At 71.7% G+C, this 11818-nt stretch carries 13 protein-coding genes and 2 pseudogenes; 7 read left to right on the forward strand and 8 right to left on the reverse strand.

The window, feature by feature from the left end:
- Window positions 1-133: 133 nt before the first annotated feature.
- A pseudogene (locus ACFV1J_RS09055) lies at window positions 134-553 on the reverse strand (gamma-glutamylcyclotransferase family protein); the annotation flags it as partial.
- A gap of 341 nt (window positions 554-894) precedes the next feature.
- On the opposite strand from ACFV1J_RS09055, the gene ACFV1J_RS09060 reads away from it, so the two are divergent.
- Window positions 895-1578, forward strand: coding sequence for a vancomycin high temperature exclusion protein (locus ACFV1J_RS09060; protein ID WP_385856622.1), 684 nt, complete (start codon window positions 895-897; stop codon window positions 1576-1578).
- A 235-nt stretch (window positions 1579-1813) separates the two neighbouring features.
- Here ACFV1J_RS09060 and ACFV1J_RS09065 read toward each other — a convergent pair whose 3' ends face one another.
- Together ACFV1J_RS09065 and cutA are read right to left on the reverse strand one after the other, a co-directional pair.
- Window positions 1814-2911, reverse strand: a complete 1098-nt coding sequence (locus ACFV1J_RS09065; protein ID WP_385856623.1) for a trypsin-like serine peptidase — start codon at window positions 2909-2911, stop codon at window positions 1814-1816.
- Between the two features lie 115 nt (window positions 2912-3026).
- A pseudogene (cutA, locus tag ACFV1J_RS09070) lies at window positions 3027-3422 on the reverse strand (divalent-cation tolerance protein CutA); the annotation flags it as partial.
- A 269-nt stretch (window positions 3423-3691) separates the two neighbouring features.
- On the opposite strand from cutA, the gene ACFV1J_RS09075 reads away from it, so the two are divergent.
- Together ACFV1J_RS09075 and ACFV1J_RS09080 are read left to right on the forward strand one after the other, a co-directional pair.
- Complete coding sequence (locus tag ACFV1J_RS09075) at window positions 3692-4060, forward strand: cupin (RefSeq protein ID WP_385856739.1); 369 nt, start codon at window positions 3692-3694, stop codon at window positions 4058-4060.
- Window positions 4061-4188: 128 nt separating this feature from the next.
- The gene (locus ACFV1J_RS09080) at window positions 4189-5055 is read left to right on the forward strand and encodes a class I SAM-dependent methyltransferase (protein ID WP_385856624.1); all 867 of its coding nucleotides are present in this window, start codon (window positions 4189-4191) and stop codon (window positions 5053-5055) included.
- A 214-nt stretch (window positions 5056-5269) separates the two neighbouring features.
- On the opposite strand, the gene ACFV1J_RS09085 is transcribed toward ACFV1J_RS09080, so the two are convergent.
- The 5 genes from ACFV1J_RS09085 to ACFV1J_RS09105 form a co-directional block, all read right to left on the reverse strand.
- Window positions 5270-6058 carry a sulfite exporter TauE/SafE family protein gene (locus ACFV1J_RS09085; RefSeq protein WP_385856625.1) on the reverse strand — a complete coding sequence of 263 codons (789 nt, stop codon included), beginning with the start codon at window positions 6056-6058 and terminating at the stop codon, window positions 5270-5272.
- Window positions 6059-6211: 153 nt separating this feature from the next.
- On the reverse strand, window positions 6212-6775 hold the full coding sequence (locus ACFV1J_RS09090; RefSeq protein WP_385856626.1) for a hypothetical protein: 564 nt from the start codon (window positions 6773-6775) through the stop codon (window positions 6212-6214).
- A 143-nt stretch (window positions 6776-6918) separates the two neighbouring features.
- Entirely contained in the window at window positions 6919-7119 is a 201-nt protein-coding gene (locus tag ACFV1J_RS09095; RefSeq protein WP_385856627.1) for a hypothetical protein, read from the reverse strand.
- Between the two features lie 136 nt (window positions 7120-7255).
- Window positions 7256-8713, reverse strand: coding sequence for a ferric reductase-like transmembrane domain-containing protein (locus tag ACFV1J_RS09100; protein WP_385856628.1), 1458 nt, complete (start codon window positions 8711-8713; stop codon window positions 7256-7258).
- 11 nt (window positions 8714-8724) lie between these two features.
- Complete coding sequence (locus tag ACFV1J_RS09105) at window positions 8725-9102, reverse strand: hypothetical protein (RefSeq protein ID WP_385856629.1); 378 nt, start codon at window positions 9100-9102, stop codon at window positions 8725-8727.
- Window positions 9103-9263: 161 nt separating this feature from the next.
- Here ACFV1J_RS09105 and ACFV1J_RS09110 point away from each other — a divergent pair, with 161 nt between their 5' ends.
- Genes ACFV1J_RS09110 through ACFV1J_RS09125 form a run of 4 tightly spaced genes read left to right on the forward strand, consistent with a single transcriptional unit; the run spans window position 9264 to window position 11795 of the window.
- Window positions 9264-10088, forward strand: coding sequence for a Scr1 family TA system antitoxin-like transcriptional regulator (locus ACFV1J_RS09110; RefSeq protein WP_385856631.1), 825 nt, complete (start codon window positions 9264-9266; stop codon window positions 10086-10088).
- Complete coding sequence (locus tag ACFV1J_RS09115) at window positions 10085-10306, forward strand: DUF397 domain-containing protein (protein ID WP_385856632.1); 222 nt, start codon at window positions 10085-10087, stop codon at window positions 10304-10306. Before ACFV1J_RS09110 ends, ACFV1J_RS09115 begins: the two co-directional genes overlap by 4 nt.
- A gap of 8 nt (window positions 10307-10314) precedes the next feature.
- Window positions 10315-10590, forward strand: a complete 276-nt coding sequence (locus ACFV1J_RS09120; protein WP_385856633.1) for a DUF397 domain-containing protein — start codon at window positions 10315-10317, stop codon at window positions 10588-10590.
- Window positions 10591-10604: 14 nt separating this feature from the next.
- On the forward strand, window positions 10605-11795 hold the full coding sequence (locus ACFV1J_RS09125; RefSeq protein ID WP_385856634.1) for a M20 family metallopeptidase: 1191 nt from the start codon (window positions 10605-10607) through the stop codon (window positions 11793-11795).
- Window positions 11796-11818 lie beyond the last annotated feature (23 nt).

Here is an 11818-nt window from a genome sequence, read left to right on the forward strand (position 1 = left end):
CCTGTTCTGCGGTAGGTGAAGGGCCCTCGGTACTACGGGAGGGATCTTCCAGCCTAGTCGTGGGACCGCCGGAGCCCACATGGTGGTGGGGAGCGGCGGAGCCCCTCGGGTGGTGGACGCGCGCCAGGCGGGCGGCCCGCCAGTCGCCGCCCGCTATGGGCGTGCCGGTCGCGCGCAGCCGGGCGGCGAGCGGCCCGGCGGCCAGGTAGACCCAGGCCCGTACGGTCCGGCCGTTTGGGCGGACCGCGTCGGTGACCACCCGCTCGTAGAGGTTCCGCGGGTCGCCGGGCGCGTAGTCCTCCAGCCGGTCCAGCACCGCCCGCACCTCGTCGTGGTCGGCGGCCCGGGGGTGCACCAGCGCGCCGTGCACCACCGCGTCCGGCGGCCCGGGTATCGCGTACGGGTAGCCGGGGCCGTCGTAGAGCAGCGCGCCGGTGATCCGGGCCGGCTCCTCGTGGTCGGTGCGGCCGCGGAGTGCCCAGGCGTGGTTGGCCTGGCCGGGGAGCAGCGTGCCGTAGACGAAGAAGGGCAGCCGCTCGGGCTCGGTGATCATGGGGCGCGGTCCTCTCCGGGGTGTCGTGGTCCTCTCCGGGGCCGTACGGCGTCGGCGGTGCGGGGGTGCGGGTGCGGCGGTGGGCGGTGGGTCGTTGGCGGTGGGTCGTTGGCGGTGGGTCGTCGGCGGTGGGTCGTCGGCGGTGGGTCGTCGGTCACGATGCCAGGTGGTCCCGCAACCATCATCGGCCGGTGGGCGTCGCTCCCTCCAGACGCGATCGCGATCAGAGGCGATCAGACGCGATCGGACACAGTCGGGCATGATCCCGCGCGAGCGGTGGTGACCGCTTGCGATCAGGGATGGGGACGGGGGCGGGCATGCGAGGGCCGACGGCAGGGCTGATGCGGCGCATACGGGGCGGGGTGTCCCGGCTGCGGCTGCCGCGGACCCGGCGCGGACAACGCCGCGCCTACCAGGCCGTGGTGGCCGCCACGGTGCTCGCGCTGGCCCCGGCGACCTGGCTGAACGCCACCGCGGGCCCCCGGGTGCGGACCGTCGCCGACGCCCCGGCCGCACCGGTCGCCATCGTCTTCGGCGCGGGCCTGTGGGACGGCAAACCGTCCCCGTACCTCGCCCACCGGCTGGACGCGGCCGCCGCGCTCTACCGGCGGGGCACCGTCCGTGCCGTGCTGGTCACCGGCGACAACAGCCGCCGCGACTACGACGAACCGGATGCCATGCGCGGCTATCTGCTGCACCACGGCGTCCCGGCCCGCAAGATCGTCAACGATTACGCGGGCTTCGACACCTGGGACTCCTGCAGCCGGGCCCGCCGGATCTTCGGCGTGGACCGGGCGGTGCTGGTCAGCCAGGGCTTCCACATCCGGCGCGCGCTGGCCCTGTGCACGGCGGCCGGGATCGACTCCTACGGGGTCGGGGTCGCCGCCCAGCGCGATGTGACCTGGGCCTACGGCGGTGTGCGGGAGATCTTCGCGGCCGGGAAGGCGGCGGCGGACGCGCTGCTGCGGCCCGATCCGCAGTTCCTCGGCCCGCGCGAGAAGGGCGTGACGGAGGCGCTGCGGTGAGGGAGAAGGGCGTGCCGGAGGCGCTGCGGTGAGGTCTGGCGAGGCGCTGCGGTGAGACGGGGCGGAGGCGCGCTCCGGTGAGGGGGTGCTGCGGCGAGAGGGGGCGGAGGCGCGCTCCGGTGAGGGGGTGCGCCTCCACCCCTGATACCTGATCCCTGTGGATCCCTGGGGCCCCTGTGGATCCCTGGGGATCCCTGGGGGTCCCTGGGGATCCCTGTGGACCCTGGTCCCGGTCTCAGGCCTTGGTCGCGCGGGCGTACAGGCTGAGGATCTTCGCCCCGAAGTAGGGGCTGTAGGAGACCCGGTCGCTGTTCGGGCCCTTGGGGCCGCCGCCGTTGAGACCGCCGATCAGGCCGATGACCCGGCCGGTCCCGGTCCGCTCGTCGAAACCGGCGAGCCAGGGGCTGCCCGAGGTGCCGCCGAAGAAACCGCCGCACTCCATGCGGAGTTGACTGGTGCCGGCCAGCCGGGAGGTCCGGGCGGCGCAGCGCACCGCCCGGTCCTCCGGGTCGTTGCGGACGGCGGGGTAGCCGATGACGGTGACGTCATTGGTGTAACCCGGCGTCGGGGCCAGGACGTTGCCGCCGGTGACGTCCTCCAGGGCGCGGCCGTCCGCGTCCGCCTCGACGGTGGCGAAGGCGAAGTCGAGATCGGAGCTGTCGCCGGTGGTGCCGCGCTCCGGGTAGGCGAAGGACTCGTCGATCGCCCACACCCCGTACGGCTGGGTCTGCGCGCCGGAACGATACTCCGGGACGAACGCGGCATGGTCGCCCGGGTTGCAGTGCCCCGCGGTGAGGATCAGGTTGCGGTGCGGGCTGCGCACCACACTGGCGGTGCAGTGGTGGGCCCGGGCATCGCCGTCCACCGAGAACAGCACGCCGACGGACGGGATGCCGTCGAAATGCCGGGCGGTGGCGGGGAGTCGGGCCGCGGCACCGGACGATTTGGCTCCGGACGCGGAGCTGGACGCGGAGGCGTACGCGGATGCCGACGCGGACGCGGACGCGGAACCGGTCCCGCCCGGGGTGTCGTTCTCGGCCGGCGCGGCGGCGGCCATCCGCTCGGGCGTCCAGTAGGCCGCGGCGTCCCGGCTGGTCCAGGGCGCGTCCGGGGCCTTGGTCGGCCGACCCGGGGCCTTGGTCGGCCGGCCGGCGGACTGAGTCGGCCGGTCGTCGACGGCAGCGCCGCCCCGGACGCGTTCGGCCGCGTGGACGGCCGGTGCCGCGGCCAGGCAGACCGCCATTCCCAGGGCCGCCGTCACGGCCCTGCCGCCGCGGGTCAGCAGAGGGGTGCGCAGCGGGACCGCGGCCCGCCGCCTCGCGTGTCGCGCCACGTCAGCTCGTCCCCTTCACGACCGACGAACTCGTCTCCTTCGCGGACGAGGAGCTGCTCTCCTCTGTGGCCGAGGAGCGGATCCCCTGCGCGACCGAGGAGCTGGTCTCCCCTGCGGCCCGGGAGCTTGTCTCCTCGGCGACCCAGGACAGATAGCCGGCCCCGCCGCGGGTGATCGGGGTGGCGATGATCTCGGGGGTGTCGTAGTCGTGCGTCGTGAGGAGGTAGCGCTCCAGCTCCGGGTAGCGCGCCTGCGACGTCTTGAACAAGACCTGCCATTCCCGCGCGGTCTCCACCGCGTCGTTCCAGCGGTAGACCGAGGTCACCGGGGCGCCGACCTGGGCACAGGCGGCGAGCCGGCCCTCGATCGCGCCGCGGGCCAGGCGCTCGGCCGCCTCCTCGCTGTCCGTGGTGGTCATGACGGTCAGGAACTCGGTGGACACGGGCGGTTCGCCCGGGCGGGAGGTCGGCTGGGAGGCCGGATGGGAGGTCGGGTCGGTGGGATCGGCCACGGTGGCGCATCCTTCATGGTGGGGGACATGGTGGGGGCACATGGTGGGCACACGGTGGGGGCAATAAACGGCCGCCCGCATCGTACGGACCGCATCGTACGGACGGAGATGATCATCCCTCAGCTGACGGGCCGCCCCCGCGGGGGCATGCACCCGGACGCACGGGACGTATGGGACGCACGGGGCCGAATTCCCCGGTTGCATCCGCCGGTACAGCGGCAACGATGGAAGGGGGCCAGCCGCCGGCACGCATGCGAAAGGCCAGCACCATGTACGACCTCGACGCACTCACCCGCCAGCAGCTCGACGACGCCAGGGCCTCCGCGCACGGCCGCAGCGCCTATCTCTTCCTCCACGACGGTCCGCTGCGGCAGACCGTGATCGCGCTGATCACGGGAGCCTCGCTGGACGAGCACCAGGCGCCCCCCGCGGCCAGTCTGCAGGTCCTCAAGGGGCGGGTCCGGCTGACCGGACCGGGCGACGGCGCCGAGCTGAAGGCGGGTCAGATCGCCGTGATACCGCAGGAACGGCATGGGCTGGAGGCCGTCGAGGACTCGGCGGTGCTGCTGACCTCCGTCACGGAGTTCAAGGGCGAGGGGATCCGCGGCGCGGAGACGGTGGGGATGGCGCGGGGGTAGGCGCTGAGGAGGCACCAGGCGGGAGCAGGGCAGGCGCCGGGCGGGAGCGGCAGGCGCCAAGCAGGCGTGAATTCGCGCGAAGCAGGAGTAGGCTTCACGTTTTTCTGAATCTTATGTAGCTTGTGGCCATGACGAGTCCCAGGCACGGTGACGGCCCGGCCCCCAAGACCCCTGACAGCGGGCCGGGCATCAAGGTGCGGCTGACCGGCGAGAAGGAGACCCTCCTTCCCACGCTCTACGCCCGCGCCATCGACTGCCTCTCCCCCGACCCGATCCTCGGCGACACCCTGGCCCTCGACACCGTCCGCCAGCTCGACTACGACTTCCGCGCGATGCGGCTGAGCGCCGGCGACGCCGTCACGGTGGCGCTGCGCGCCCGCCAGTTGGACCGCTGGACGGCGGAGTTCCTGGAGCGGCACGACGACGCCGTGGTGGTGCATCTGGGCTGCGGCCTCGACACCCGCGTCCACCGGCTCGCCCCGGGCCCCGGAGTCCGCTGGTTCGACGTCGACTACCCCGAGGTCATCGACCTGCGCCGGGAGCTGTACCCGGAGCCGGCGGCCGACTACACGGCCGTCCCCTCCTCGGTGACCGACCCGGCATGGGTCGCCCAGGTGCCCTCCGACCGGCCGATGATGATCGTCGCCGAGGGGCTGCTGATGTACCTCACCGAGGAGGACGCCACCGCGCTGCTGCGACGGCTGATCGTCCACGCACCGCACGGCGCCGCCGCGTTCGACGCCTTCAGCAGCTTCGCCATCCGTACGCAGCGGTTCAGCCACGTCCTCAGGAAGGCCGGGGCCCGACTGCACTGGGGCACCGACCGCGCGGGGATCGCCGCCCTGAGCCCGCGCCTGCGGATCGCCGAGGACGTCAGCGCCCTGGAGCTCCCGGGCATCGAGAAGCTCCCGCCCGTCTACCGGCTGGCCGCCCGGGCCGCGGCCAAGGTGCCCAGGGTCCGGGACACCTGGCGGCTGTACCACTGCCGCTTCTGAACCGTCCCGCCACTGCTGCTTCTGGGGCCCCGCCGCCGCTTCTGGACCGCCCCGCCACTGCCGCTGCCGCCTCTGAGACGGCCCGCCGCTGCCGCTGCCGCCTCTGAGACGGCCCGCCGCTGCCGCTGCTGAATCTGGCCGTCCCGCGCGGCTCCTGGCGGGCCCGGCTCCCCGGCTCGTCCTGCGGTCTCCCGTCGGCCGGGCATCGCCTCCGTCAGACCGCGATCCACTGGTCGTACGCCAGCTTGCACAGCAGGGCGACGACCACGACCACCAGCACCCCTCGGACGAACCCGGCTCCGCGCTTGAGCGCCATCCGGGCCCCGACCATGCCGCCCACCAGGTTGAACAGCGCCAGCAGCGCGCCGAGTTGCCACAGCACGGTGCCCTGGACGGCGAACATCGTCAGCGCGCCGACATTGGTGCAGACGTTCACGACCTTGGCCGTGGCGGACGAGGTCACCAGGTCCATGTGCAGCACCGCGGCGAGCGCGATGATCAGGAACGCGCCGGTCCCCGGCCCGATCAGGCCGTCGTAGAAGCCGATGCCCAGACCCGCGACGAGGATCGCGGCGAGCACCCGCCCCCGGGAGACCGGCCCGGACGGCGCGGGGGCGGTCCCGAAGGCCGGGCGGAAGAGGACGAAGACGAGCACCGCCAGCAGCACCGCCATGATCAGCGGGCGCAGCACCTCGCTGTTGATCCCGGCAGCGAAGAACGCCCCGCCCAGCGATCCGGCCACCGCCGCCAGCCCGATCCGCAGCGCGGTCCGCAGATCGATCGGCGCCTTGCGCACGTAGGTGACCGCGGCCGCCGTCGTCCCCACGATGGCGGTGGACTTGTTGGTGCCGAGGACGTACGCGGCGGGGACGTGCGGAAGGCCGACGAGCAGGGCCGGGAGCAACAACAGCCCGCCACCGCCCACCACGGCGTCGATCCAGCCCGCCGCGAGCGCGGCCAGGCAGAGCAGGGTCAGGGCGAAGAGCGATATATCAGCGGGCACCGGCTGATCTTAAGAAGCGGGCCGGGGCCGGGCCCCGCAATTACGGACGCTGTGACGAACACCGCCGGGACGGGAGAAGAACACCGCCAGGGCGGGAGACGAACACCGCCGGGACGAGAGAGGACGGACGTCGAAGGCGGACGTTCGTCATCATCAAATGCAGCCGTCCAGTGTCGAGTTGCGGCCGTAGCCCAACTCGCGCCCGTCGATCACGACTCCGGCCCCCGGCGGCAGCACGGGAGAGGCCAGTGCCGGCAGGGCAAGCCCGTCCCAGTCGACGCTTACGCCGATGGCCTCGGGCGACTCTTCCGCGATCTCGTACATGTCCTGGGGCAGAACCTCCCAGATCGCACCCTCGTCCATGCCGTCATACCGCCCACCGGGCTCCGGTACGCCGCCGCTCGCCCGCATGTTGTCAGTGGACCGCATCTCCTCGGCGGACCCCGTCTCCTCGGCGGATCCCATGACTTGGGCGGACCGTATCGCCGTCAGCCCGGGGACCTTCACCGTCACGAACGGGTCCAACTCCCGCTCCACCAGCAGTTCCCCGCGCTGGTAGACCCTGACCACGAATGTATCGCCGGCCGCCCATGCACCCGTACGCACGTAGTAGGCGACCGAGGCATCGAGCTCGCCGAGGGTGCTGCACACCTCAAGGTGCTCCCAACCGCCGCCGCCCTGCCAGAAGGAGCCCTCGAACACGTAAAAGCTGTACACGTCGTCCCCCCGATGTGCCTCGATGTACGTCGATGTGCCTCGACGTGCGCGGATGCACGCCGTGCCGTATCTCGAAGTCTGACAGCCCTGCCACAACTACCAGAGGGCTCCCCCAAGCCGCGTCCCGTGGACCGTAGTTTCCCTCACCTGGGCGGGGCCGCCTGGGGGTCCTGGAGGCTGTGGCCGGCCGGCGCCCGGTCCGGGGCGGGTGGGGCCGCCGGGGAGACCGTGAGGGACAGCAGCGTGGCGCTCAGGGCACTCGCCCCGGCCAGACAGGCCACCAGCTGACGGCGGGCCCGTACGGTGGCGACGGGGAAGGGGTGTGGCTTGCGGTGCTTCGCCATGAACGACGGTTCCTTCCAGCGGTCAAGGGCCCAGCGGTCAACGGCCCCAACCGTCAACGGCCAGCGGTTCACGGGCCGGCGACCCAAGGGGCGGGTGCGGGCCGGCGGCCCGAGGGGCGGGTGCGGGGCCGGGGGCTCAGAACGTGAAGTGCTCGGAGTGGATGTGGGACGCGGGCACGCCCGCCCGCTCCAGTGCGGTGATCGCGGCCCGCGCCATACCGGGCGGGCCACACAGATAGACGTCGTGCTCCGCCAGATCCGGCACGAGGTTGCGCAGCGCGCGCGGGGCCAGTGGGTCGAAGGGCCCGTCGGACGGGCCGAGCAGATAGTGCAGCGCCGCACCGCGCGCCGCCGCGATCCCCTCCAGCTCCGCGCGCAGCACCAACTGCGCCGCGCTGCCCGCCCGGTAGAGCAGCGTGAGATCGCCGGGCCCGCCCGGCAGGGTCTCGAACAGGGTCCGCATCGGGGTGATGCCGACGCCCCCGGCGAGCAGCAGCACCTTGCGGCGGGTCCGCCGGTGTGCGGTCAGCGCGCCGAACGGTCCGGTGGCCAGCACCCGTACGCCCGGCCGGAGCCGCCGTATCCGCCGCGTGTGGTCGCCGCACGCCTTGACCGTGATCCGCAGCGTGTCCTCCCGTACGGGTGCGGAGAGCGAGAACGGCAGCGCCGTCCGCCACAGCCGCCGGTCCAGGAACCGCCAGCGGAAGAACTGTCCCGGTTCGGCCCGGAGCGCCGCCAGCCCGCGGCCCCGCATGACGACCGAGACGACCCCCGGGCCCTCGATCCGCACCTCGGCGACCCGTAGATCGTGCCGTAGCGCCTGCCGTACGGGCACGACCAGCCGGTACCAGACCAGCAGCGTGGCCACGGTGGTGTGCAGCAGCGTCCACACCCAGCCGGCGAACGCACTCCCGGCCAGATCGGGCCCGGAGAGCTGGTGCCCGAAGGCGAGCGCGACGGCCATGTACGTCAGCAGATGGACCGCGCGCCAGGTCTCGTGCCGGACCCGTCGGCGGAGCGCACGGGCCGAGGAGACCCCGACCCCGGCCAGCAACGCGGTACCCACGGTCGCGGCGGCGAGACCCGGGTACCCGAGCAGGCGGGTGGCGGCGGTGAGCAGGTCATCGCCGGTATGGGCCGCGTACCCGCACAGCGCGAAGAGCGCATGCCCGCAACAGAGGCTGAGGACGTAGCGGCCGCCGAAGGCGTGCCAGCGGGCCAGCCGGTCGGCACCCACCCCGTGTTCGACGGCCGGTACCCGTGCCATGAGCAGCAGCATCGCCAGGATGCCGTACGCCGCGAGCAGCCCGCTGAGGTGCGCGAGGGTCGCGAACAGCGCGTCCAGCCGCGCCGACGGCTCCATCTGCACCAGCCAGAGCCCGACGACCGCGGCCGCCCCGCCCGCCAGTCCGGCGAGCAGCGCCCGCGGCGAGGTGTGCAGCGGGGGCGCCGGTACGGGTGCCGGCTTGGCCGGTACTGGGGGCGGCGGTACGGGCGGGGGTGCGGAGGGCGGGGCCAGCCGCGCGTAGAGCGGGTGGACGGGGGACGCGTGCGGGACGCCATCCCCGACGCGGGCGTGGGTGCGGGTGCTCACAGCTCGACAAACTACGGCCCTTCGACAGCGCGAAATACCAGGTCAGGCCCCGATTCCGGTTCCTTAAGGCAGCCTTGAGGACAGCCTGACCGCTGGTTAAGAACCAGCCGCTCGCCCCGGCTCTCCGCGATCCGTTGCACGGCGTCGAGCGCCTCGGTCAGCTCGACGGTCAGCAACTGAAGCTCCCCGGTCGTCCAACTCCGCCCGTCGAGCATCCGCCGCGCCTCTTTACGCAGTTCGGCGGTGTAGCAGAGCTGCTCGGCCTCGATGTCGTCCGCGAGCCGGGAGACGAACCCGGTCCCGTCCCCGAGGAGGATGCAGGGCTTCCCGTCGGTGCTCGTCCACGGGAGGAGTCGGGGGGTGGAGGTGGTGGGGGTTTCGTCCGTCATGCGTCGGCCTCCTGAGCTCTTTGCGAGGGGGTAACCGGATGTAGTCATTCGGTCACGCTGGCAACGCAACGGGCAATAGAATGGCACCACTTAAGCGCCAGCGCTTAGGGCGATGACCTGCGCAGCTACTGGCTGCGATCACATGAGGAGAGGTCACGGCTTTGGACGAGACGACCCCGCCCGAACTCTTCAATCCGCTACAGCGATTCGGCCAGGACGTCCGTCGCGTACGCCTGGGTCGCAAGCTCACCCAGAAGCACTTAGGCAACGCAACGGGCTACACCGACGCGTACGTCTCGATGGTGGAGTCCGGAAAGCTCAAGGCGAGCGAGAAGTTCGCCAGTGGCTGCGATACGGCGTTCGGTACGAACGGGCTCTTCGCGGGGCTGCTGCATAGGATCGACGAAGGCGACCACCCGTCGTGGTTTGTTCCTTACCTTCGACTGGAGAGGAGGGCGTCGCGGATTCTGACGTACGAGACGAACCTCGTAACGGGCATCGTTCAGACGGAGGACTACGCACGGGCTGTCTTCCGCGTATCCAACCCTCGGGCAAGTACGGAGGGGATCGAGGACAAGATTGCGGCGCGACTACGGCGGCGTGAGGTGTTCGATCGGGAAACTCCGCCGCTCCTGTGGATCATCCTTCACGAGGCGTGTCTGCGGACCGTCGTCGGCTGCGCAGAGGTTATGGCCATGCAGCTTGAGCACCTGCTGACCGTAGCCACATCGCGGAACGTCGAGCTCCAGGTCATGCCGTTCTCAGCAGGCATTCCCGCCACGTCGACGATGCCCTTCATCGTGTTGCGCTTCCCGGACGCCCCGACCTTGTTGTACACGGAGACCCGGGTAGGGGGCAGGATGCATGACTCCGCACAAACGGTCGACGCAGCCCTGGATGACTATGATCTGCTTAGGGCACATGCGTTGTCCCCTGATCAATCGCTGCCGCTGATCAAGACTCTGCTGAAGGAGTACCGAGCATGAGCCCCGACGTGGATCTCATCGCTGCCGAGTGGGTCAAGTCCTCCTACAGCGAAGGCAACGGTGGGGCATGCGTCGAGTTTTCACCCTCCCTCGCCGAAACCCACGGCCTTGTCCCTCTCCGAGACAGCAAGGCCCCCAACGGCGCGGCACTCGTCTTCCCCACGCACAACTGGACGGCGTTCATCTCGGCCGTCAAACAAGGGCAGTTCGGCATCTAAGGAGGACCATGGATCTCACCACCGCCCACTGGATCAAGTCCTCCTACAGCGACGCCAGCGGCGGGAACTGCGTCGAATTCACCCGAGACTTCGCCTGGATCAAGTCCTCCCACAGCGGGGGCGACGGCGGCCAGTGCCTCGAATTCAGCCGCACCCTCGCCCAGCCCCACGGCCTCGTCCCCGTCCGAGACAGTAAGGCCCCCAACGGCCCGGCGCTCGCCTTCCCCGCGCACAACTGGACCGCGTTCATCTCGGCCATCAAGCAAGGGCAGTTCGGCGCCTGAAAGGAGCCAACCCCGTGAACCTCCGCGATGACGCCCAGGCGCTGTCCGACGACCTCATCCGGCTCCGCCGTACGCTGCACCGCATCCCGGAGACCGGGCTCGAACTGCCCCGTACGCAGGAGACCGTGCTGGGCGCGCTAGACGGGCTGCCGTTGGAGGTCCGCACCGGGGACGGGCTCAGCTCGGTGACGGCGGTGTTGCGCGGGGGCCGGCCCGGTCCCACCGTACTGCTGCGCGGTGACATGGACGCCCTGCCGGTCGCCGAGCGCACCGGCCTGGACTTCGCCGCCGACAACGGCCGGATGCATGCCTGCGGCCACGATCTCCACACCACCATGCTCACCGGCGCCGCCAAGCTGCTCAGCGCGCACCGCGACCGGCTCGCAGGCGACGTGCTCTTCATGTTCCAGCCGGGCGAGGAGGGCTACGACGGGGCGCGGCACATGCTCGCCGAGGGGCTGCTGGACGCGACCGGACAGCGGCCGGCCGCCGCGTACGCGATCCACGTACTGTCGGCGGGGCTGCCCGGCGGCGTGTTCCGGACCCGCGGCGGTACGGCGATGGCCGCGTCCAACACGTTGCGGGTGACGGTGCGCGGGGAGGGCGGGCACGGGTCGATGCCGCACCGCGCCAAGGACCCGGTGCAGGCGGGCTGTGCGATGGTGACCGCGCTGCAGGCGTGGATCACCCGTACCTTCGACGTCTTCGACCCGGTGATCCTCACCGTGGGCACCTTCCACGCCGGTACGAAGCAGAACGTCATCCCGGACACCGCGGTCTTCGAGGCGACGGTCCGCAGCTTCTCGGACGCGGCCCAGGCCCGTGTGAAGGACGGCACGGTGGAGGTGTGCCGGGGCATCGCTGCGGCGTACGGGGTGGACGTGGACGCGGAGTTCCTGGAGGTGTATCCCGTCACCGTCAACGACCAGGCGGAGGCGGACTTCGCGGCGGACGCGATCCGTGAGGCGCTGGGCGAGGAGCGCTACGTACCGCAGGCGCAGCCGCTCCAGGGCTCGGAGGACTTCTCCCGCGTGCTCGCCGAGGTCCCGGGCGCCATGCTCTTCCTCGGCGCCCCGCCCCGCGGCGCCGACCCGGAACGCAGTCCCAACAACCATTCCCCACTCGCCGAGTTCGACGACGCCGTACTGGCGGATGGCGCCGCTACCTACGCCGAACTGGCGGCCCGGCGACTGGCCTCGGCCTGACGCCAGCCGGGGCGACGGGTGAG

Origin of the sequence: Streptomyces sp. NPDC059649 (genome assembly GCF_042734445.1) — a bacterium.
Lineage (GTDB): Bacteria > Actinomycetota > Actinomycetes > Streptomycetales > Streptomycetaceae > Streptomyces.

Bases quoted from the DNA above. Each gene is read 5' to 3' on its own strand.
- ACFV1J_RS09115 (WP_385856632.1), top strand. From the start codon at position 10,085: ATGAGCCCCGACGTGGATCTCATCGCTGCCGAGTGGGTCAAGTCCTCC.
- ACFV1J_RS09095 (WP_385856627.1), bottom strand. From the start codon at position 7,119: ATGGCGAAGCACCGCAAGCCACACCCCTTCCCCGTCGCCACCGTACGG.
- ACFV1J_RS09075 (WP_385856739.1), top strand. From the start codon at position 3,692: ATGTACGACCTCGACGCACTCACCCGCCAGCAGCTCGACGACGCCAGG.
- ACFV1J_RS09080 (WP_385856624.1), top strand. From the start codon at position 4,189: ATGACGAGTCCCAGGCACGGTGACGGCCCGGCCCCCAAGACCCCTGAC.
- ACFV1J_RS09060 (WP_385856622.1), top strand. From the start codon at position 895: ATGCGGCGCATACGGGGCGGGGTGTCCCGGCTGCGGCTGCCGCGGACC.
- ACFV1J_RS09120 (WP_385856633.1), top strand. From the start codon at position 10,315: ATGGATCTCACCACCGCCCACTGGATCAAGTCCTCCTACAGCGACGCC.
- ACFV1J_RS09105 (WP_385856629.1), bottom strand. From the start codon at position 9,102: ATGACGGACGAAACCCCCACCACCTCCACCCCCCGACTCCTCCCGTGG.